Source organism: Micromonospora vulcania, assembly GCF_042658605.1.
Classification (GTDB): Bacteria; Actinomycetota; Actinomycetes; order Mycobacteriales; family Micromonosporaceae; genus Micromonospora; species Micromonospora vulcania.
In genome coordinates this window covers 430,946-450,271 of the sequence record NZ_JBHSQS010000005.1, presented here as the reverse complement: position 1 = coordinate 450,271, position 19,326 = coordinate 430,946, and the positions used below count along the sequence as shown (strand labels likewise).

The 19,326-nt window shown below is 72.6% G+C and carries 19 protein-coding genes; 7 read left to right on the top strand and 12 right to left on the bottom strand.

The features are described 5' to 3' along the window. Nucleotides 1-20: 20 nt before the first annotated feature. A complete protein-coding gene (locus tag ACFQGL_RS11250) occupies nt 21-596 on the bottom strand; it encodes a winged helix-turn-helix domain-containing protein (protein WP_377509506.1) in 576 nt (191 codons plus the stop codon). A gap of 270 nt (nt 597-866) precedes the next feature. Here ACFQGL_RS11250 and ACFQGL_RS11245 point away from each other — a divergent pair, with 270 nt between their 5' ends. Further along, entirely contained in the window at nt 867-2,876 is a 2,010-nt protein-coding gene (locus ACFQGL_RS11245) for an FAD-dependent oxidoreductase (RefSeq protein WP_377509503.1), read from the top strand. On the opposite strand, the gene ACFQGL_RS11240 is transcribed toward ACFQGL_RS11245, so the two are convergent. The 3 genes from ACFQGL_RS11240 to ACFQGL_RS11230 all read right to left on the bottom strand — a co-directional run bounded on the left by ACFQGL_RS11240 (nt 2,777) and on the right by ACFQGL_RS11230 (nt 4,285). Further along, a complete protein-coding gene (locus ACFQGL_RS11240) occupies nt 2,777-3,193 on the bottom strand; it encodes an SAV_915 family protein (protein ID WP_377509500.1) in 417 nt (138 codons plus the stop codon). The two genes, ACFQGL_RS11245 and ACFQGL_RS11240, sit on opposite strands and share 100 nt — an antisense overlap. A gap of 157 nt (nt 3,194-3,350) precedes the next feature. Further along, nucleotides 3,351-3,854 (bottom strand): universal stress protein, encoded by a 504-nt coding sequence (locus ACFQGL_RS11235; RefSeq protein WP_377509497.1) that lies wholly within the window; start codon nt 3,852-3,854, stop codon nt 3,351-3,353. Beyond that, nucleotides 3,851-4,285 carry a hypothetical protein gene (locus ACFQGL_RS11230; RefSeq protein WP_377509494.1) on the bottom strand — a complete coding sequence of 145 codons (435 nt, stop codon included), beginning with the start codon at nt 4,283-4,285 and terminating at the stop codon, nt 3,851-3,853. Before ACFQGL_RS11230 ends, ACFQGL_RS11235 begins: the two co-directional genes overlap by 4 nt. 177 nt (nt 4,286-4,462) lie before the next feature. On the opposite strand from ACFQGL_RS11230, the gene ACFQGL_RS11225 reads away from it, so the two are divergent. Next, nucleotides 4,463-5,218: a dienelactone hydrolase family protein gene (locus ACFQGL_RS11225; protein WP_377509491.1), complete on the top strand. Its 756-nt coding sequence runs from the start codon at nt 4,463-4,465 to the stop codon at nt 5,216-5,218. A 22-nt stretch (nt 5,219-5,240) separates the two neighbouring features. Here ACFQGL_RS11225 and ACFQGL_RS11220 read toward each other — a convergent pair whose 3' ends face one another. From ACFQGL_RS11220 to ACFQGL_RS11185, 8 genes are read right to left on the bottom strand one after another with little or no spacing between them, the layout of a single operon-like run. Beyond that, nucleotides 5,241-5,765, bottom strand: coding sequence for a DUF421 domain-containing protein (locus ACFQGL_RS11220; RefSeq protein ID WP_377509488.1), 525 nt, complete (start codon nt 5,763-5,765; stop codon nt 5,241-5,243). A 39-nt stretch (nt 5,766-5,804) separates the two neighbouring features. After that, nucleotides 5,805-6,680 carry an SMP-30/gluconolactonase/LRE family protein gene (locus ACFQGL_RS11215; RefSeq protein ID WP_377509485.1) on the bottom strand — a complete coding sequence of 292 codons (876 nt, stop codon included), beginning with the start codon at nt 6,678-6,680 and terminating at the stop codon, nt 5,805-5,807. Between the two features lie 31 nt (nt 6,681-6,711). Further along, complete coding sequence (locus ACFQGL_RS11210) at nt 6,712-7,653, bottom strand: sugar kinase (RefSeq protein ID WP_377509482.1); 942 nt, start codon at nt 7,651-7,653, stop codon at nt 6,712-6,714. Further along, on the bottom strand, nt 7,650-8,270 hold the full coding sequence (locus tag ACFQGL_RS11205; RefSeq protein ID WP_377509479.1) for a bifunctional 4-hydroxy-2-oxoglutarate aldolase/2-dehydro-3-deoxy-phosphogluconate aldolase: 621 nt from the start codon (nt 8,268-8,270) through the stop codon (nt 7,650-7,652). The genes ACFQGL_RS11210 and ACFQGL_RS11205 overlap by 4 nt, the downstream gene beginning before the upstream one ends. Nucleotides 8,271-8,281: 11 nt before the next feature. Next, nucleotides 8,282-9,121 carry an aldose epimerase family protein gene (locus ACFQGL_RS11200; RefSeq protein WP_377509476.1) on the bottom strand — a complete coding sequence of 280 codons (840 nt, stop codon included), beginning with the start codon at nt 9,119-9,121 and terminating at the stop codon, nt 8,282-8,284. Continuing rightward, entirely contained in the window at nt 9,115-10,260 is a 1,146-nt protein-coding gene (dgoD, locus tag ACFQGL_RS11195) for a galactonate dehydratase (protein WP_377509473.1), read from the bottom strand. The genes ACFQGL_RS11200 and dgoD overlap by 7 nt, the downstream gene beginning before the upstream one ends. Then, nucleotides 10,257-10,967, bottom strand: a complete 711-nt coding sequence (locus tag ACFQGL_RS11190; RefSeq protein WP_377509470.1) for a FadR/GntR family transcriptional regulator — start codon at nt 10,965-10,967, stop codon at nt 10,257-10,259. The genes dgoD and ACFQGL_RS11190 overlap by 4 nt, the downstream gene beginning before the upstream one ends. Nucleotides 10,968-11,004: 37 nt before the next feature. After that, nucleotides 11,005-11,763, bottom strand: a complete 759-nt coding sequence (locus ACFQGL_RS11185; RefSeq protein ID WP_377509467.1) for an SDR family NAD(P)-dependent oxidoreductase — start codon at nt 11,761-11,763, stop codon at nt 11,005-11,007. 146 nt (nt 11,764-11,909) lie between these two features. Between ACFQGL_RS11185 and ACFQGL_RS11180 the strand changes: the two genes are divergently transcribed. From ACFQGL_RS11180 to ACFQGL_RS11160, 5 genes are read left to right on the top strand one after another with little or no spacing between them, the layout of a single operon-like run. Further along, nucleotides 11,910-13,205, top strand: a complete 1,296-nt coding sequence (locus tag ACFQGL_RS11180) for an ABC transporter substrate-binding protein (RefSeq protein WP_377509464.1) — start codon at nt 11,910-11,912, stop codon at nt 13,203-13,205. A gap of 1 nt (nt 13,206) precedes the next feature. Beyond that, nucleotides 13,207-14,124 (top strand): carbohydrate ABC transporter permease, encoded by a 918-nt coding sequence (locus ACFQGL_RS11175; protein WP_377509461.1) that lies wholly within the window; start codon nt 13,207-13,209, stop codon nt 14,122-14,124. Beyond that, nucleotides 14,124-14,945 (top strand): carbohydrate ABC transporter permease, encoded by an 822-nt coding sequence (locus ACFQGL_RS11170; protein ID WP_377509458.1) that lies wholly within the window; start codon nt 14,124-14,126, stop codon nt 14,943-14,945. Before ACFQGL_RS11175 ends, ACFQGL_RS11170 begins: the two co-directional genes overlap by 1 nt. Beyond that, entirely contained in the window at nt 14,942-17,035 is a 2,094-nt protein-coding gene (locus ACFQGL_RS11165; RefSeq protein WP_377509455.1) for an alpha-galactosidase, read from the top strand. Before ACFQGL_RS11170 ends, ACFQGL_RS11165 begins: the two co-directional genes overlap by 4 nt. Nucleotides 17,036-17,084: 49 nt before the next feature. Beyond that, nucleotides 17,085-19,316: a DUF8189 domain-containing protein gene (locus tag ACFQGL_RS11160; protein ID WP_377509452.1), complete on the top strand. Its 2,232-nt coding sequence runs from the start codon at nt 17,085-17,087 to the stop codon at nt 19,314-19,316. Nucleotides 19,317-19,326: the final 10 nt, after the last annotated feature.

The following is a 19,326-nucleotide window of genomic DNA, read 5'->3' as shown; positions in this document are numbered from 1 at the left end:
GTCAGTCCGCGGCGACCCCCTCAGTCCGCGGCGACTCGGAGCCGCTCGGTCTCGTCCAGCCGGTAGCCGACGCCGTGCACGGTGGTGATGACCGGACCACGTCCGGCCAGCTTTTCCCGGAGCCGACGCACGTGCACGTCGACAGTCCGCGCACCCCGGCACATCTCGTAGCCCCAGACCTCGCGTAGCAGTTGTCCCCGGGTGAGCACCTGGTGCGGGTGGCGGGCCAGGTGGAGCAGCAGGTCGTACTCGCGCCGGGTGAACGTCACCGGCTCGCCACGGAGTTGGGCGGTCCGGCGTACCGGTCGCAGCAGCAGCTCGGGCCGGGCCGGCTGCGGGGCGGTCACCAACCGGCGCGGTGCGGCGGCGTCGTCGCCGAAGGACGCGTCGCTCCAGTTGGCCGGACCGCACTCCTGGTGGAGCACGCCAGCGGCGAGCGCCGAGAGCCGTTCGGTGAACTCGGCCACCTGCTCCGTGGCGGCCACACCGGATCTGATCACGATGGAGATCTCGACCGTGATGACCTGCGGATCGGGTTCGGCAGCGGCCGACGAGCGGCGCGGCGTCGTCGGCAGCACGGTGACCGGGGACAGCATCTGGAGACCTCCGCGGATACGGGCCCGGGTCGACCGGGGGCGGCGGATCCGACGCTACGTCGACCGGCGCGCTCGTGAGCGTTTCGCTACGCGATCGTCACGGCGAAGCCGCCATCAGGTACGCGCCTTTGACGCGACCGATCCGCCGGACCCGATCATCGGCACGGCTCCCCGGTTGACACCCGCCGACGGAGATTGAAGAATTTCGTTCGCAGTCGCAGCGGCGTGCCTCTGTAACCGTCCCGTTCCGGTTACCCCTGGGGAGTCGCCGTGTCCCTGCCCCTGTCCCGCCGTCGCCTGCTGACCGCCGGCGGTTCCGGCCTCGTCCTGGCCGGTCTCGCCGACCCGTTCCGGGCCGGCCCCGCACGGGCCGCCGTCACCACCGCCGACCTGGTCGTCTACGGCGCCACCTCCGGTGGGCTGGCCGCCGCGATCACCATGCGTCGTCTCGGGCGGACCGCCGTCGTACTGGAGCCGACCAGCCACGTCGGCGGGTTGAGCACCGCCGGGCTGGGCGCCACCGACACCGGCGTCCAGGCGTCCATCGGCGGTCTGGCCGCCGAGTTCTACCGCCGGGTGTACGTGAAGTACCACGGCGGGACCCTCACGCCGACCTCGCCACTGCGGATGACCTTCGAGCCACACGTCGCCGCCGCCGTCTTCGCCGACCTGCTGGCCGAGGCGGGCGTGCCGGTGATCAGCAACGCCCGCCTCGCCGGCCTCGGCCGCAGCGGAAACCGCATCACCGAGCTGCGTACCGAGGACGGCTCGATCTACCGGGGCGGGGTGTTCGTCGACGCGACCTACGAGGGTGACCTGCTGGCGATGGCCGGGGTGGGGTTCACCGTCGGCCGGGAGTCCAACGACACCTACGGCGAGACGATCAACGGGGTGCAGTCCCGCAACACCCACCAGTTCGCCTACCCGGTCGACCCGTACGTTACCGCCGGCTCGCCCGGCAGTGGCCTGCTGCCAGGGATCTCCGCGACCCCACTCGCGCCGCAGGGCAGCGGTGACGACCGGATCCAGGCGTACTGCTTCCGGATGTGCCTGACCCAGGCGGCCAACCGGATCCCGTTCGCCAGGCCGTCGGGCTACGACCCGATGCAGTACGAGCTGCTGCTGCGGCACATCCAGGCGGGCTACACCGGCCCGTACTTCACCACCCACTCGATCGGCGGTGGGAAGACCGACTCGAACAACAACGGCGCGGTCTCCACCGATCACATCGGCTTCAACTACGCGTACCCGACGGCGAGCTGGGCCGCGCGGGAGAGCATCATCGCCGAGCACCGCAGCTACCAGCAGGGGCTGATGTGGTTCCTGGCCAACGACACCCGGCTACCGGTCTCGGTACGCGACTCGACCGCGCGGTGGGGGCTGCCGGTCGACGAGTTCACCACCACCGGCGGCTGGCCGCCACTGCTCTACATCCGCGAGGCTCGCCGGATGGTCTCCGGGTACGTGATGACCGAGCACGACTGCCGGGGCCAGGTACGCGTCACCGACTCGGTGGGGCTGGCCAGCTACACGATGGATTCGCACAACTGCCAGCGGGTGGTGGTCGACGGCAGGGTCCGCAACGAGGGAGACGTGCAGATCGGGGTTCCCGCGCCGTACCCGGTGAGCTACCGCTCGATCGTTCCGCTCCAGGCCCAGTGCGCCAACCTGCTGGTGCCGGTCTGCCTCTCGGCGAGCCACATCGCGTACGGGTCGATCCGGATGGAGCCGGTGTTCATGATCCTCGGGCAGGCGGCGGCCACCGCGGCGTCGCTGGCGCTCGCCGGGAACCTGGCCGTGCAGGCGGTGTCCGTGCCGACCCTGCAGGCCCGGCTGCGTCAGGACGGCGCGGTGCTGGAGTGGGGGTCGACCGGCGAGGTGATCCTGGACAACGCGGCGGCCAGCGGGATCACCCGGGCCGGGACGTGGCTGCGCAGCAGCAGCATCGGCGGCTACTACGGCCCGGACTACGAGCACGACGGCAACGTCGGCAAGGGGGTCAACCGGCTGCGGTTCCGCCCGACGTTGCCCAGCTCCGGGTCGTGGACGGTGCAGCTGCGCTGGACGGCGCACGAGAACCGGGCGACCAACGTGCCGGTGGACATCACGTACTCCGGCGGGTTGGCCACCCGGACCGTGGACCAGCGGCAGGCCGGCGGTCAGTGGGTGTCGCTGGGCACCTACCCCTTCATGGCGGGCACCGACGGGAGCGTGCTGATCCGTACCGAGGACACCGACGGCCACGTGGTCGCCGACGCGGTCCGCTTCGTCCGGGCCTGACCGGCGCCGGGTGCGGTGCCGACCGGAACGGTCGGTGCCGCCCGGTCGCCGACGCTCGGGTCGAGCGGCGGGGCCACCAGCAGGGGGTCGACCTGGATCCGGTCGATGCCGAGGGGGCGCAGCATGCCGCGCAACGCGGACTCGCACAGCTCTTCCCACGGCTGGTCGGCGCCCATCGCGGCGACCAGCAGCTCCGGTCGGGTGAAGGCGATGCCCACTCGCTGACCCTGTGGTGACCGGCCGGTCCGTACCGTCCCCATCATCCGTCCCGGCAGTTCGCGCACCGGAACGGCGTAGATTATCGGGGCCTCGTCCATGGTCGGGGCGATCCTTTCCGTTCGTGCCGCCGCTCTGGCGGCGAATCCGACGCTACGGCGGGACCACCCGCCGTAGCGGAGTCCGTGACGCGATCATCACGCCGATGCCGCCGATCGCTACGCGCCTTTGACGGGCACCGGGGAACGGCGGCGGTGGTCACCGGCTGAACCGTTCGAGGTCGCGGGAGAAGCGGCGGATCGCCGCGGCCCGGGCCCAGGACGGCGCCGGCACCGCGACGACCGGTACGGCCGCCCGGGTCACGCAGTACCGGGTGACGTGGCCGTGTGAGCTGCCGAACCGGCCGCGTTCCGGGCTGCCGACGACGAGCAGGTCGGAGTCCCGGTGTGCGTGGTCGACCAGCACCTGACCGGCGTAGCCCTGCGTCACCACCAGTCGTACGGCCACGTCCCGGGGCAGCCCACCGAGCGCCGCGTCGAAGACGCCCTTCAGATAGACCTGGGCAGCCCGGTCGCACTCGTCCTGCCAGCGCCAGGTCAGCGTGCCGGGCCGCCACGTCGGTGCGAAGACCCAGGCGCGTACCGCGTCCAGTTGGGCGTGCTCGCGGCGGGCCAACTGGACGGCGCGGCGCAACGCCTGCATGCCGGCGAACGACCGGTCGACGCCCACCACGATCCGTGGGGCGGTGCACGGGCGGCTCATGCTGCGGGCGCGACCCACGCCGGCGCGGCCGGCGTGGTCAGGTCGAGCGCACGGAGGATGGAGTGTGCGACCACCACTTCCACTCCGGCGCGGCGGCGCAGATCCGCCACGGCGCGGTGCAGCACGGTCATGCTGTCGGCGGAGAGCCGCACCACGGCGTCGACGTCGGCGGCGATCCACCACGCGGCGACCGCACAGGGCTCGTGCCGCAGGTACTCCACCAGGTGACTGCCGGGTGCCGACGGGCCGAGCCGGACGCTGACCAGCGCCTCGTGCCGTCGTTCGGGCTCGGCCGTCCTGGTCGCGCGTGGTTCCGCAGGCTCACCGGCGCTGCCGTCACGCACCGATGGTGCGCCGTCCCAGGCCGGCGGTGTGTCGATGCCGGGCGACAGGTCTCCCCGCTCCCAGCGCGTCATCCGCCAAGGGCTCATCGGCCCATCGTCGCCGCACCATGTCGGCGGATCACCCGTCGATACGCCGTTCTGACGGGCCACGGTCGATTCTTCACGCCCCGTTCACGCGGTCCCGGTCCGGTCTTGCGGCGGGGGTCGCCGGCGCGGCGGGTAGCGTTCCGGACGGACCAACGACTGGCGTACGAGGAGAACCTGGTGCAGACGACGACGGTGGACATCCCGACCGACGACGGGATAGCGGACGCGCGCCTCACCCGGCCGGACGGCGACGGTCCGTTTCCGGCGGTCCTGCTCTTCCAGGACGCCTTCGGCCTGCGCCCGCGCCTGGTGGAGATGGCCGAGCGGATCGCCGCTCAGGGCTACCTCGTGCTGATTCCCAACCTGTTCCACCGGGCCGGCCGGGCACCGCTGTTCGACCTGTCCGGGCTCGCTGATCCGGCCCAGCGCGGCGCGATCTTCGAGAAGATCATGCCGCTGATCGGGTCGCTGACGGCCGACGTGATCAGCCGGGACACCGCCGCGTACCTGGACTTCCTGGCCGCTCGCGACGACGTCCGGCCCGGCCCGGTCGCGATCACCGGCTACTGCATGGGCGGGACGAACGCGCTGCGGGCCATCGAGGCGCACCCGGACCGGATCGCCGCGGTGGCCAGCTTCCACGGCGGCCGGATCGTCACCGACGCGCCGGACAGCCCGCACCTGGGCGTCGGCTCGATCACCGGTGAGGTGTACTTCGGGCACGCCGATGCGGACCAGTCGATGACGGCCGAGCAGATCGCGACGTTGGAGAAGGCGCTCGACGCCGCCGGCGTGCGCTACGGCTCCGAGGTGTACGAGGGCGCGCACCACGGCTTCACCATGGCCGACACCGCGGCCTACGACGAGAGGGCCACCGAGCGGCACTGGACGGCCCTGTTCGACCTGCTGGCCCGGGCCCTGCCGACCGGCTGACCCGCGCTGGCGGGACGGGTCGTCAGCCCAGGCCGCCCGCGTCCCGGTCGGTGCGGGACCGGCCGGGCGTACGGGTGGTGACGCTGAACCGTCCGTCGGCCTCCATCCGCACCTCACGGACGTCCGCGAGGTCGGCGACACCCTGCTCGCGCAGCAGAGTGTGCAGCTCCTCGTTGGTGATCAACTCTCGACGCATGTTGCGGCGCATGATCTGCCCGTCCCGCATCAGCACCAGCGACTCCGGCCGGATCAGCCGGGCGACGACGTGCCAGCGGTAGGCGACGGCGTTCAGCAGGTACGACCAGCCGATGATCACCCCGACCAGCAGCACCCCGTCGGTGACCGAGGTGTAGCCGCCCGACAGGCCGTTCTGCGCCGCGTCCGCGAGCAGCACGATCACCAGCAGGTCGGTGACACCGGTGGTGCCGCTCTCCCGCTTGAGGATGAGCCGCAGGAGAGCGAAGAGCGCGAGGTACATGACGCTGCCCCGGATCGCGATCTCCAGCAGCGGAGTGTCCGGGACGAACACCTCTCTCCAGTCGGCCACCTGACGGGCTACCCGCCGGCCGAGCCGCCATGCCTCCGTTCAGCTGGCGAAGGCGTACGCGATCGGCAGACCGGGGACCGGGACGTCCACCGCGAACAGCGCGCCGTCCGCCGGTCCGGCCGGCGACAGCCCGTGCCGGGCGGTGCCGACGAAGAGCCGGCGCAGGTCGGGGCCCCCGAGACAGATGCCGGCCGGTTGCCTGGCCGGTAGCCGGATCTCCCGGTCCAGCGTGCCGTCCGGCCGGTAGCGGCGTACCGCAGAGCCGCCCCACAGCGCGACCCAGAGGTGACCGGCCGCGTCGACCGTCATGCCGTCCGGGCCACCGTCGGCGGCGGGCAGCCGCAGGAACGGCTCCCGTCCGAGCAGTTCCCCGGTGCGGGGGTCGACGGTGAACCGGTCGACCTCGCCGCGCGGCGAGTCGGCCAGGTACATGGTGGTGCCGGGGGCATCGAACGCCGGACCGTTCGGCACGGTCAGCCCGGTCACCGCCGGCACCGGTGCCGCGCCCGGAGCCAGCCGGTACAGCGTGCCGCCGCCGGGCACCCCGGCGTACGTCATGCTGCCGGCCCAGAACCGGCCGTGCGGATCGGCGACCGCGTCGTTCATCCGAGCCGGCTCGGGATCGTCGGCGACCAGCTCGGCGACCGGCCGGGGCTCACCGTGGGCGGGCAGCAGGGCGACGCCGGTCCCGGCGGCGGCCAGCCAGTCGCCGGGACTCCCGGCCACCGGTGCGACCGCGCCCAATGGGACGTCCAGCCGGCGCGTCTCGCGCAGCGGGCCCGGCCGGTCGCCATCGGTCTCCAACAGGCGCCCGGCCAGCAGGTCGACCAGGACCAGCCGGTCGCCCACCCAGCGCAGCCCCTCGCCGAGCTCCAGACGGTCCCCGCTCCACACGGTGGGTTCGGTCAGCTCCATCTCGCTCCTCCCAGAGTTGTCAGCCCGGCGGTCAGCGCACGGTGCCGCCGGGCCCGTGGTCGAGCAGTGCCAGCTCGGCCCGGTCGGGCAGGCCCTCCCAGTCGCCCCGGGTGGCCACCGCGAACGCGCCGGTGGTGACCGCCCGGTCCAGCCGAGCCGGCACGTCGGCGCCGTCGAGCCAGCCGGAGAGCAGCCCGGCCACGAACGCGTCGCCGGCACCGACGGTGTCCACCACCGGCACCGTGCGCGCCGGGCGGTGCACCGTGCCGAACGCGCTGTGGCTGGTCGCGCCGTCGGCCCCGTGCTTCACGACGACCTCGGTCACGCCGGCCGCGCGCAGTGCCTCGACCGGGTCGGCCGCGTCGGTCAGTACGGCCAGCTCGTCGTCGGACGCCACCACCAGGTCGATCGAGGGCAGCAGCGGCCGCAGTGCCGTGGCGGCGTCGGCGATCGACCAGAGCCGGTGCCGGTGGTTGACGTCCAGGCAGACCGTGCTGCCCGCCGCTCGGGCGAGCCGTACCGCCGCCACCACCGCCTGGTACGGCTCGGCGCCCAGCGCGCAGGTGATGCCGGTGACGTGCACCAGGCGGGGTGGTGGCCCGGGTGCGTCGAAGGCGCGGTTCACGTCGGCCGGGCGCAGCCTTGAGCCGGCCGATCCGGCGCGGTGGTAGGTAACCCGGTTGATGTCGGCGACCCGGGACTCGAAGAGGATCAGCCCGGTCGGAGCCGCCGCGTCGACCCGGGACCAGGTCAGGTCGACACCCTCGGCGCGCAGCGTACGGCGGATCAGCTCGCCGGGCTCGTCGGCGCCGGTCACCCCGACCCAGGCGGCCCGGTGGCCGAGCCGGGCCAACCCGATCGCCACCGTCGACTCGGACCCGGCGACCGAGATGCCGGCGGTGCCGCCCAGCCGCAGCGGACCGGTGGTGCGGAAGGCCGCCATCGTCTCGCCGAGGGTCAGCAGGTCGGTCACGGCGCGACCGCCGCGAGGAAGCCGGCGGCACGTTCGCGCAGGCCCGCCGGGTCGCCGCCCCGGACGGCGTCGCCCAGCAGCGGGGATCCGACGCCGACCGCGACCGCTCCCCGGTCGAGGTAACGCCGCGCGCTGTCCGCGTCGACGCCGCCGACCGGTACGAAGGCGGTGCCGGGGAACGGGTCGCGCAGCGCGCCGAGATAGTCGGGCCCGCCGAGGGAGGCCGGGAAGAGCTTGACCGCGGTGGCCCCGCCACTGCTGGCCTGCACCACCTCGGTGGGGGTCAGCGCGCCGGCGAGCACCGGCAGCCCGAGATTGCCGGCCTCGGCGAGGCTCGGTGCCAGCGCCGGGGTGACCAGGAAGCCGGCACCGGCGTCGGCCGCCGCCCGGGCGTCCCCGACGCTGAGTACGGTGCCCGCGCCCAGGGCGAAGTCCGGCCCGAGCGCGGCCCGGGCACTGCGGATGATGCCGAGTGCATCCGTGCTGGTCAGCGAGACCTCCACCAGCGCGACGCCGCTCTCGGCGAGGGTGAGCACCGCGGTCAGCGCCGCGGCCGGGTCGGGGCCGCGCACGATGGCCAGCAGTCGGTGGGTACGCAGCTCGTCGAGCAGGTTCATCGCGGGCGTCCTCAGTGGAAGCGGTGGGCGGAGATGATAAGCCGCCAGGCGACCTCGCCGGCGGGTGGGACCACTGCCGCGTCGGCCGGGCCGGCGTCGGCCAGGTCGAAGGCGGCGCCGAGCATCGGCTCGACACCGACGCTGCGGTAGGGGGCGGCGGTCGGCCAGCCGCCCAGGTTGCGCCAGAGCGCGGTGCTCCGGGGCTGGTCGGCGCACTCCAGCTCCAGGGTCAACCGGTCGGCACCGTCGATCACCCGTACCCGGGGACAGTCGAGCAGCACCGCCCCGAGTGCCGTCCCGTCGTCCGGGCCGAAGGTGTCCAGCGTCAGCCCGGCCGGGGCCGGCCATGGCCCGGTCAGCCAGGGCTGGTCGGTGGGCCAGCTGCCCGGCGGCAGGAGTACGGCGGCCTCCGGATGCAGCCGGGTCGGCGTGCCGGCGGACGCGTCCAGCCGGGCCGCCGGGGACAGGTCGAGCAGGGCGTGCGCCGCCCAGACGAAGCGATGACCGGGTGCGGCGGCGAGCAGGTAGTCGGCCACCACCGCGCCGGCCTGGTCGCTGATCCGCCTGGTCAGCGTGAAGTCGGGGCGCTCGATGACGCCGGTGCCGGTGCCGGCCACCCGCCACGGCCGGGACCAGACCTCGCCGTGGTCCGGTCGGCCGCGCACCGTGGGCAGGCACTCCTCCAGCCCGCCGGCGTCGACGAAGGCGTCGTCCGGGCGTACCTCGTGTCGGCCGGGCTCCGGGCCGTGCCAGAGCCATTCCCGGCCGCCGCCGTGCAGGCTGGTCCACCGGCCGCCGTGCGCCGCGTCGTACGTCGCCCGCAGCGGCGCCGGCTCCGGCCCGGTCACCATTCGGCGAACGACCCGTCGCGGTGCTGCCAGACCGGGTTGCGCCAGGCGTGCGGCGTACGGGCGGCCTTGCGGACCGCGCCCTCGTCCACCGTGATGCCCAGCCCCGGCCGGTCGAACCGGGCGATGTGCCCGTCCACGAACCGGAACGGCTCCGGGTCGACCACGTAGTCCAGCAACTCGGAGCCGGCGTGGTAGTGGATGCCGATGCTCTGCTCCTGGATCAGGAAGTTCGGCGTCGCGAAGGCCACCTGGAGGCTGGCCGCCAGCGAGATCGGGCCGAGCGGGCAGTGCGGGGCGAGCAGCGCGCCGTACGTCTCGGCCAGCGCGGCGATCCGGCGGACCTCGGAGATTCCGCCGGCGTGCGACAGGTCCGGCTGGACGACGGCGACCCCGGCCTGCAACGGGCCGAGGAACTCGGAGCGGCCGTAGAGGCGTTCGCCGGTGGCCACCGGGATCGGTGTGCCGGCGACGATGTCCCGCAGGTGGTGGGCCTGGTCGGGCAGGACCGGCTCCTCCACGAAGAACGGCCGCAGCGGGGCCAACTCGGGCAGGATCCGGCGCACCGCGGCCAGCCCGGCCCGACCGTGGAAGTCCAGGGCGATGTCCCGGTCGGCGCCGAGCACCTCGCGGGCGGCGGCGACCCGACCGATCACGGCGTCCACCTCGGCGGAGGTGGGGATGGGGGAGAGCCGCCCACAGGCGTTCATCTTGACCCCGGTGAGACCGGCGGCGACCTGCGCGGCGGCGGCGTCGGCGACCTCGTCCGGCTCGTCGCCGCCGATCCAGGAGTAGATCCGGACCTCATCGCGTACGGGGCCGCCGAGCAGCGCGTGCACCGGCGCACCGTACGCCTGCCCGGCGATGTCCCAGAGTGCCTGGTCGAGGCCGGCGACCGCGCTGGAGAGCACCGGGCCGCCACGGTAGAAGCCACCCTTGGTGAGCACCTGCCAGTGCTGCTCGATCCGCAGTGGATCCGCACCGATCAGATACTCGGAGAGCACCTCCACGGCACTGCGCACCACCTCGGCGCGCCCCTCCACCACCGGTTCACCCCACCCGACCAGTCCGTCGTCGGTCTCCACCCGGCAGAACAACCACCGTGGCGCGACCAGGAAGGTCTCGATCCGCTCGATCTTCACCGACTGCCCCTCTGTCCCCGTGCCTTCTCGACGTCCCGGACGGCCTTGTCCAGCAACTCACGCATGGCGGTCTCGGCCGCCGTCTCGTCCCGCGCCCGGAGCGCGTCGACCACCGCGCGGTGGCTGGGTACCGGGTCGTCGTGCGCGGCGCCGCCGTGCACCAGCCGGTCCCGTTCGGCGAGCCCGGTCTCCATCACCACCTCCATCCGCTCCAACAGCTCGTTGTGGGTGGCGGCGAGCAGGGCGCGGTGGAAGGCGAGGTCGGCGGCGACGGCGGCCGCCGGGTCGCCGTTGGCCCCAGCCATCTCGGCCAGCGCCCGGTCCAGGGCGGCCACGTCGTCGTCGGTGGCCCGGCTGGCGGCCAGCCGCGCGGCGGCCGGCTCGATGATGGCGCGTACCTCGTGCAGCTTTTCGAGGAGGTGCTCGTCGGCGCCCTCGGCGAACTGCCACCGGATCACGTCGCCGTCGAGCAGGTTCCAGTCCGCCCGGGGGCGGACGAACGTGCCGCGCTTCTGCCGGGCGTCGACGATGCCCTTGGCCGAGAGCACCTTCAGCGCCTCGCGCAGCGCCGTCAGGCTGACGTCGAACTCCTCCTGCAACGCGGCGATGTTCAGGGTCGCCCCGGCGGCGATCTCACCGGTGAGGATGCGACGGGCGATGGCCTCGACGGTCTGCCCGTGGACGCCGCGGCGTGCGTACTGTGCCAATGCTCTCCTGGCCTTCTCGCTGGTCGGGATCGATCTCTCAGGCCGAGGCTTTCACCGCGGTCCAGCCACCGTCCACCACCAGGCTCGCGCCGGTGACGAATGCGGCGTCCGGTGAGGCGAGGAAGGCCACCGTGGCCGCCACCTCGTCGGGTGTGCCGAACCGCTTCGCCACCGTCTCCGCGACGCTGCGTTGACGGTCCTCTTCGGAGACATCGGCCCAGGCGCCGGTGAGGATCGGCCCGGGCAGCACGGTGTTGACCCGTACCTGTGGGCCGTATTCCACCGCGAGTTGGCGGCCGAGCGCGACCAGACCGCCCTTGGCCGCCGCGTACGCGGGTCGGCCGGGCAGCCCAACCAGCGCGTGCACCGAGGACACCAGCACCACGGCACCGGCCCGGGCACGAAGGTCGTCCAGGCAGGCCCGGACGCCGAGGAACGAGCCGGTGAGGTTGACCCCGATCTGGTGGTCCCAGGACTGCCGGCTGGTCTCGTGCGCCGGCGCGACCTGCACCGCGTACGCGTTGCTGACGAGGATGTCCACCGGGCCGAGACTGTTGCGTACCGCCGTCACGGCGGCGGCCCAGTCGTCCTCCTCGCTGACGTCCGCCACTACGGACAGTGCTCGGTGGCCCTGCGCGTTCAGCTCCTCGGCCAGGGGGCTCGGGTCAGACACGTCGAGCAGCGCGACGGCTGCTCCCTCGGCGGCCAGCCGCCGCGCGACGGCCGCACCGATCCCGCCCATCGCGCCGGTGACCAGCGCGCTCTTGCCTTCAAGTCGGCGCACAGGCTGATCCATCTGACCCTCGCCCTGGTCTCATCTAATCATTAATTACGAAGATATCTTGACAGCCGGCGAGGGCCGATGCAACCTTCTGGTCACACCATTCACATGGCCGACACATTGCGCCGTGACGCTACGTGTCGTAGAGGAAGGACACCTCCGTGAGCGACTTCGACCCCGGTCGCCGGCGATTCCTTGGCCACCTCGGGCTCGCCGGCCTGGGCGCAGTCGGCGCCAGCTCGTTCCTCAGCGCGTGCGCCAGTTCCGCCAGCGGGCCGACGACGGGCAAGGGCTCCGGCGCGGTCACCATCCAGTCCAACCTCTCCTCGCCGCAGGCCAAGGCGGCGATGGAGAAGCTGATCTCGAACTTCAACGGGCAGGGCAAGGGCACGGCGAGCCTCAACACGATCGCCTCGGAGACCTTCCGGACCCAGCTGCCGACCTACCTGACCTCGGCCAACCCGCCGGATCTCTACACCTGGTACGCGGGCTCGGTCGCCAACGACTACGCCGGACGCAATCTGCTGCTGGACGTCTCCGACGTCTGGAAGTCGCTGGGCGACTACCCCCAGTCGCTGCGGACCCTCTCCACCGACGCCAGCGGCAAGCAGATCTTCGTGCCGATGAACAACTACTGGTGGGGCTTCTTCTACCGCAAGTCCAACTTCGCCAAGTGGGGCGTGCAGGAGCCGAAGACCTGGACCGAGTTCCTGGCGCTGTGCGAGACCCTGAAGAGCAAGGGCGTCCCGCCGATCGGCATCGGTCTCGGCGACACCCCGTGGGTGGCCTCGGCCTGGTTCGACTACCTCAACATCCGGATCAACGGCGCCCAGTTCCACCGGGAGCTGCTCGCCGGCAAGCAGCGCTTCGACGACCCCAAGGTCAAGGCGGTCTTCACCCGCTGGCGCGAGGCCCTGCCCTACTTCGACCCCAAGGGCAAGGCGTACCCGTTCCAGGAGGCGACCACCGCGCTGCTGGCCGGCAAGACCGGCATGTTCCTGATCGGCACCTTCTTCGCCGACGCGGCACCCAAGGACGCCCTCGGCGACCTGGACTTCTTCCGCTTCCCGATCATCGACCCGGCGGTGCCGCTGGCCGAGGAGGCCCCGACCGACGGCTTCTTCGCCAGCGCGAAGACCGCCAACCCGACCGGCACCAAGGCCCTGCTCAGCTACCTGGCCTCGGTCGAGGCGCAGGAGGCGTACGTCAAGGCCAGCTCCGGCATCGTGCTGCCGGCCAACCCCAGGGCCAAGGCATCCGACTCACCGTTGGTGGTCAAGGGCAAGGCGATGCTGGACGAGGCCAAGGAGCTGACCCAGTTCTTCAACCGCGACTCCAGCGACGCGCTCCAGCCGACCGCGGACACCGCGCTGACCAAGTTCATCGACAAGCCGGACCAGATCGACGCGATCCTGCGGGAGTGGCAGACCAGCGCCGAGAAGGTCTTCAAGGGCTGACGTGACAGCAACGATCTCCACGACTCCGGTCACCCCCACCCGGCGGCGGCGACGGTCGGCCCGACTGTCGCCGCTGCTGGTGGCGTTCGTCCTGGTGCCGTTCGCGGTCGAGAGCGTCTGGGTCTTCTGGCCGGCGCTACAGGGCTTCTGGTTCTCCCTCACCAAGTGGGACGGGATGTCGCCGCCGGCCTTCGTCGGCGTCGACAACTACGTCGAGCTGGCCGGTGACGCCACCTTCCGGGGCGCGCTGCTCAACACGGTGATCTGGCTGGTGCTCTTCGGCGGCCTCTCCGTGTTGGGCGGCTTCGGCATGGCGCTGGTCCTGCAACGGGAACGGCGCGGGGTCGGCTTCTACCGGGCCGCGCTGTTCACCCCGGTGGTCTTCTCGCTGGTGGTGACGGCGCTGGTCTGGCGGGTCTTCTACCAGCCCGACGGCGTCGCCGACACGCTGCTGCGCGCCGTCGGCCTGGAGCAGCTGATCCGGCCCTGGCTGGCCGACCCGGAGACCGCGCTGTACGCGGTGATCCTGCCCGCGCTGTGGCGGCAGATCGGCTACGTGATGGTGCTGTACCTGGCCGGGCTCAAGGCGATCGACCCAGCCCTGCACGAGGCGGCCCGGATGGACGGCGCCAACTCCTGGCAGCGGCTGCGACACGTGACCATTCCGCAGCTCCGGGGGGTCAACGCGGTGGTGCTCTCGGTCATCGTGATCGACTCGCTGCGCTCGTTCGACATCGTCTGGTCGCTCACCAAGGGCGGGCCGTACCACTCGTCGGAGCTGCTCAGCACCTACATGTACTCGACCGCGTTCCAGAGTCTGCGGCTGGGCTACGCCTCCGCGATCGCAGTGGTGATCTTCCTGCTCGCGCTGGCGGTCATCCTCGGCTACCTCGTGCGCGCGTTCCGGGAGGAAGCGTGATGAACAAGCTCCGCACCGGGGGCTTCCACACCGGCATGATCCTGCTCTCGCTGCTCTGGCTGGCACCGGTGCTCTGGGTCGTGGTGATGTCCACCCGGTCGTTCGACGACATCGCCGCGCACGGCGTCGGCAGCCTGCCCCGGTCGTTCACCCTGGACACCTACCGGCAGGCGTGGACCGACGGCGGCGAGCTACGGGCCCTGGTCAACAGCCTGCTGGTCACCATCCCGTCGGTGGCGCTGAGCCTGGCGCTGGCCGCGGTCGCCGCGTTCGCACTGAGCCGCTACCGGATCCCCGGCCGGCGCACCATCCTGCTGCTGATGCTCGCCGGCAACCTGCTGCCACCGCAGATCCTGCTGATCCCGGTGGCCAAGTTCAGCGAGCTGACCGGCCTGTACGACACGCTCTGGGCGTTGATCGCGGTGCAGGTCGGCTTCGGGCTCGGCTTCTACACCTTCGTCCTGCACGGCTTCATGCGGGACCTGCCGGGCGAGATCCAGGAGGCGGCCACGATCGACGGTGCCGGCCCGGCGCAGATCTTCACCCGGGTGATGCTGCCGCTGACCCGACCCGCGCTCGCCGCTCTCGGCGCGCTCTCCTTCACCTGGATCTTCAACGACCTGCTCTGGGCGATCACCGTGCTGCGTACCGACGACCACATGCCGGTCACCCCGGCGCTGCTCGGGCTCCAGGGGCAGTTCGTCTCGTCCTGGAACGTCATCGCCGCCGGTACGGTCATCGCGGCCGTTCCCACGGTGGCCGTCTTCCTGCGCTTCCAACGGCACTTCGTCTCCGGCCTGGCGCTCGGAGCGGTCAAGTGAGCGCCCCGACGACGGCCGGGCAGCGCTGGACGTTGCGCGGCACGCACACCGAGTACACCGTCACCGTCCCGGCGCACGGGCGCTGGCTGGAGCTGGTCGCGTGGGGCCCGCACGGTGTCTCCGACGGGCCGTCCCCGGTCGCGTACGACGGCCCGGTGCCGTTCCTCACCACCGGTGACGCCGCCCCGATCGAGTACGCCACCGACGCGGACCGGCCGTTCACCGGCGCCGATCTGGTGGTGGAGACCCCCGCCGGGCAGCGCCGGGTGGGTTTCGGTCACACCGACGTGCTGGCCGACGCCGACCAGCGGGAACTGGCCGTCGGCTTCGCCGACCCGGTCACCGGGCTGCGCGCCACCGTGCACTACCGGGTGCCGGTCGGGACCGACGTGGTGCAGCGGTGGGTCGAGCTGACCAACGCCGGCACCGGCCCGCTGCGGGTGGTCCGGGCCGGGTCGGCCGGGTTCTGCGTACCGACGCCGCACGGCGCGCTGCTCAGCCACCAGTGGGGGCAGTGGGCGCAGGAGTTCCAGCTCTCTCACGTCGAGCTGGGTCACGGCACCTTCAGCATCGGCAGCACCCAGGGCGTACCCGGGCACCTGCACGTGCCCTGGTTGGCCGTACGGGACACCGCCGAGCCGGCCGGCCCGACCTGGGGAGTGGCGCTGGCCTGGACCGGCTCGTGGGAGATCAGCGCCGAACGGGACACCGGCGGGCTGACCCGGCTCCGCGTGGGTCGTCAGCTGGTCGACGGCCCGTTGGAGTTGGCTCCCGGCGACCGGCTGACCCTGCCGGTGGTCACCGGTGCCTACAGCCCGGACGGGCTGGACGGTCTGGCCCGCGTCTGGCACACCCATCAGCGCCTGCTCGCCGGTACGCGGCTCACCCCTCGCCCGGTGCTCTACAACTCCTGGGAGGCCACCTACTTCGCGGTCGAGGCGGAGAGCCAGTTGGCGCTCGCCAAGATCGCGGCGGACCTGGGCGTGGAAACGTTCGTGGTCGACGACGGCTGGTTCGTCGGCCGCGGCGACGACACCGCCGGGCTGGGTGACTGGACGCCCGATCCGGCCAAGTTCCCGGCCGGGTTCGACGCGTTCATCGCCGAGGTCCGCGGGCTCGGGCTGAACTTCGGGCTCTGGGTCGAACCGGAGTGCGTCAACCCACGCTCCCGGCTCTACGCCGAGCATCCGGACTGGGTGTACGCCGTCGATGGCCGCCCGCTCACCCCGGTGCGTAACCAGTACCTGCTCGACCTGGGCCGGCCCGAGGTCGCCGACTTCGTGCACTCCACCGTGGACGGGCTGCTCCGGCGGTACGACATCGACTACCTGAAGTGGGACTTCAACCGTCCGCGTACCGAGCCGGGACGGCCGGGCGGGGTCGCGCCGCTGGATCTGGACGGCGCCCACGTGGCCAACCTGCACCGGATCTACGAGCGGCTGCGCCGGGACCACCCCGGCGTGCTGATCGAGGCGTGCGCCGGCGGAGGTGCGCGTACCGACCTGGCGATGGCCGCCCGGGCCGACGTCTTCTGGCCGAGCGACAACACCGGCCCACTGGACCGACTGGCTATCCAGCACGGCTTCCTGCACGCCAATGCCCCGCACCTGCTCAGCTCCTGGGTCACCGACGCGCCCGGCCTGTTCGACCAGCGCCCTCGGACGCTGGCGTTCCGGTTCGTGCTCGCGATGGCCGGTGTGCTCGGCATCGGCGCGGACATCCGGGCCTGGACTCCGGCCCAACGGTCCGAGGCCGCCGGCTGGATCGCCCGCTACAAGGAGATCCGGGACGTCGTCACGCACGGCGAGGCGTACCTCATCGGCGGCCCCGACCAGGCTCGCTGCGCGGTGCAGTACGTCGCGCCGGACGAGCGTCGGGTGGTCGTGCTGGCCTGGCACACCGGCCGGCTGGACGGCGCCGGCTCGCTGCCGGCCCGTCCGGTCCGGCTGCCGCTGCGGGGGCTCGACCCGGCCGCCCGTTACCGGCACGGCGACCAGCACTACTCCGGCAGCCACCTGAGCGCGGTCGGCCTGCCGGTGCAGTGGAGCCCGACCCATGACGCCGACCTCATCGTGCTGCACCGCGACTGAGGCCGGGAGCACCACCGCACCCCACCATCGAGGGACAGGAGTACCCCCCATGCGCCTGAACCGTCCGCTGACCGTCGCTTTGGCCGTGCTCGGCCTGGGCCTGGTCAACCCGCTGCCGGCCCAGGCCGGTCCACCGCACGCCGGCCCGCCGCCGGCCGTCGGCCACGGTGGCCCCGGTCATGGTCACGGTGGCCCCGGTCACGCCCCGGCCGCCACCGGGGCGGAGGACCAGGGGGCCCCGACATACTTCAACAGCGGGCTCGCCCCGACGCCCTATCAGGGCTGGAATACCTACTTCGGCCTCGGTGGCGATCCCACCGAGGCCGAGGTCAGGTCGGTCACCGACTACCTGGTGAGCAGCGGCCTCCGAGACGCCGGCTACACGTACGTCTGGATCGACGGGAACTGGGCCGCGCCCACCCCGCGTGACGAGGCCGGCCGGCTCGTCGCCGACCCGGCCCGGTTCCCCGGCGGGATGACCGCGCTGGCCGCGTACATCCACAGCAAGGGACTGAAGGCCGGCATCTACACCGACGCCGGACCGTACCTGCCGGGGCAGTGCGGACTGGGCAGCAACGGCCACTACCAGGCCGACATCGCCCTGTTCGCCAGCTGGGGCTTCGACGCGCTCAAGGCCGACTGGCTCTGCGGCCGGGCCGCCGGCCTGGACCCGGAGACCACCTTCCGCGAGCTGGCCGACGCGGTACGCCGGTCGCCGCGGCCGATGCTGCTCAACATCTGCAACCCGGTCAGCTCCGACTGGGGCGGTGGTCCGTACACCCCGGAGCAGCTCTCCACCTGGAGCTACACCTACGCGCCCACGGTCGCCGACTCGTGGCGGACCTACACCGACGTCGGGCTCACCGACCCGACGCCGCAGTGGGCGTTCCCGTGGGTGCTGCGCAACATGGACGTCAACGCGTACCACCCGGCGGCCACCGGGCCGGGGCACTACAACGACCCGGACTACCTGCTGCCGATGCGCCCGCTGGCCGACGGCGGGTACGAGCTGAGCCTGGAGGAGTCCAAGACGCAGCTCGGCATGTGGGCCATCATGGCCGCGCCGCTGGTGATCGGCTCCGACCCGCGCGGCCTGCCGAGCGAGATGGTCTCGGCGCTGACCAACCCGGAGATCATCGCGGTGGACCAGGACCCGCTGGTCCGGCAGGGCATCAAGGTCGCCGACACCGGCGTCGACGCGCAGGTCTGGAGCAAGGTGCTCACCGGCTCCGGTCGGCGGGCCGTCGCGCTGCTCAACCGGCACGACACCGCCCAGGAGATCACCGTCAACTTCGCCGACGTCGCGCTCGGCGGCTCGGTCGCGGTCCGCGATCTGTGGTCCCGTAGCACCGTCGACGCGCAGCCGGGCACCGCTGGCGTCCAGCCGTTCACCGGCTCGTACACCGTCCAGGTCGCGGCGCACGGGGTGGCCATGCTCGGTCTGACCGGCACCGACCAGGTGGCCGGCGACAGCCTCGGCGGCACCGCCAGCGCCAGCCCGGCGCTGGTCCGGGTGGACGACACCCACGCCGCGGCCTTCGTCCGTACCGCGCAGGGCGCACTGGCGGTGAACACCCGCACCGGTACGACGTGGGGGACCGGCTGGACCTCGCTCGGCGGCCCGGTCGGCGGCAAGATCCTCGGGCAACCGGCGGCGTACGCCTCGCCGGACGGTCGGCTCGACGTCTTCGTCCGGGGCACCGACAACGCGGCCTGGCAGCGCAGCTACATCGGCGGGTCGTGGCGACCGTGGCGCAGCCTCGGCGGCACGCTGACCGACGGGCCCACGGTGGCCTGGACCAGCCCGACCCAATGGACGCTCGTCGTGCGCGGTGCCGACGGCAAGCTCTGGTCACGCACCCCGAACACCGGCTGGACCGGGATCGGCGCACCCGAGGACCGGCCGATCTACGGTCGGCCGAGCGCGGTCGTCGACGACGCCGGGGTGCTGCACGTGGCGGTCCGCAGCCGGACCGACGAGGTGTGGTGGCGCAGCCGTACCGGCACCACCTGGTCGGCCTGGACCAGCCTGGGCGGCACCACCAGCGGCAGCCCGACCCTGCTGGCCACCTCCGGGCGGGTCTACCTGTTCGCGCTGGCCGCCGACAACCGGCTCTGGCAGCGCAACTTCACCGATGGCGCGTGGGGCGGTTGGTTCCGCCGTGGCGAGTTCGCCACCGACGCGTTCCGAGGCGCACCGGGGGCCGCCGCCGGCGCCAACGGCAGCGCCTGGCTGGCGGTACGCGGCGTGGACGATCGGGTGCACCAGATCGTCCTGTGATCCACCGGTG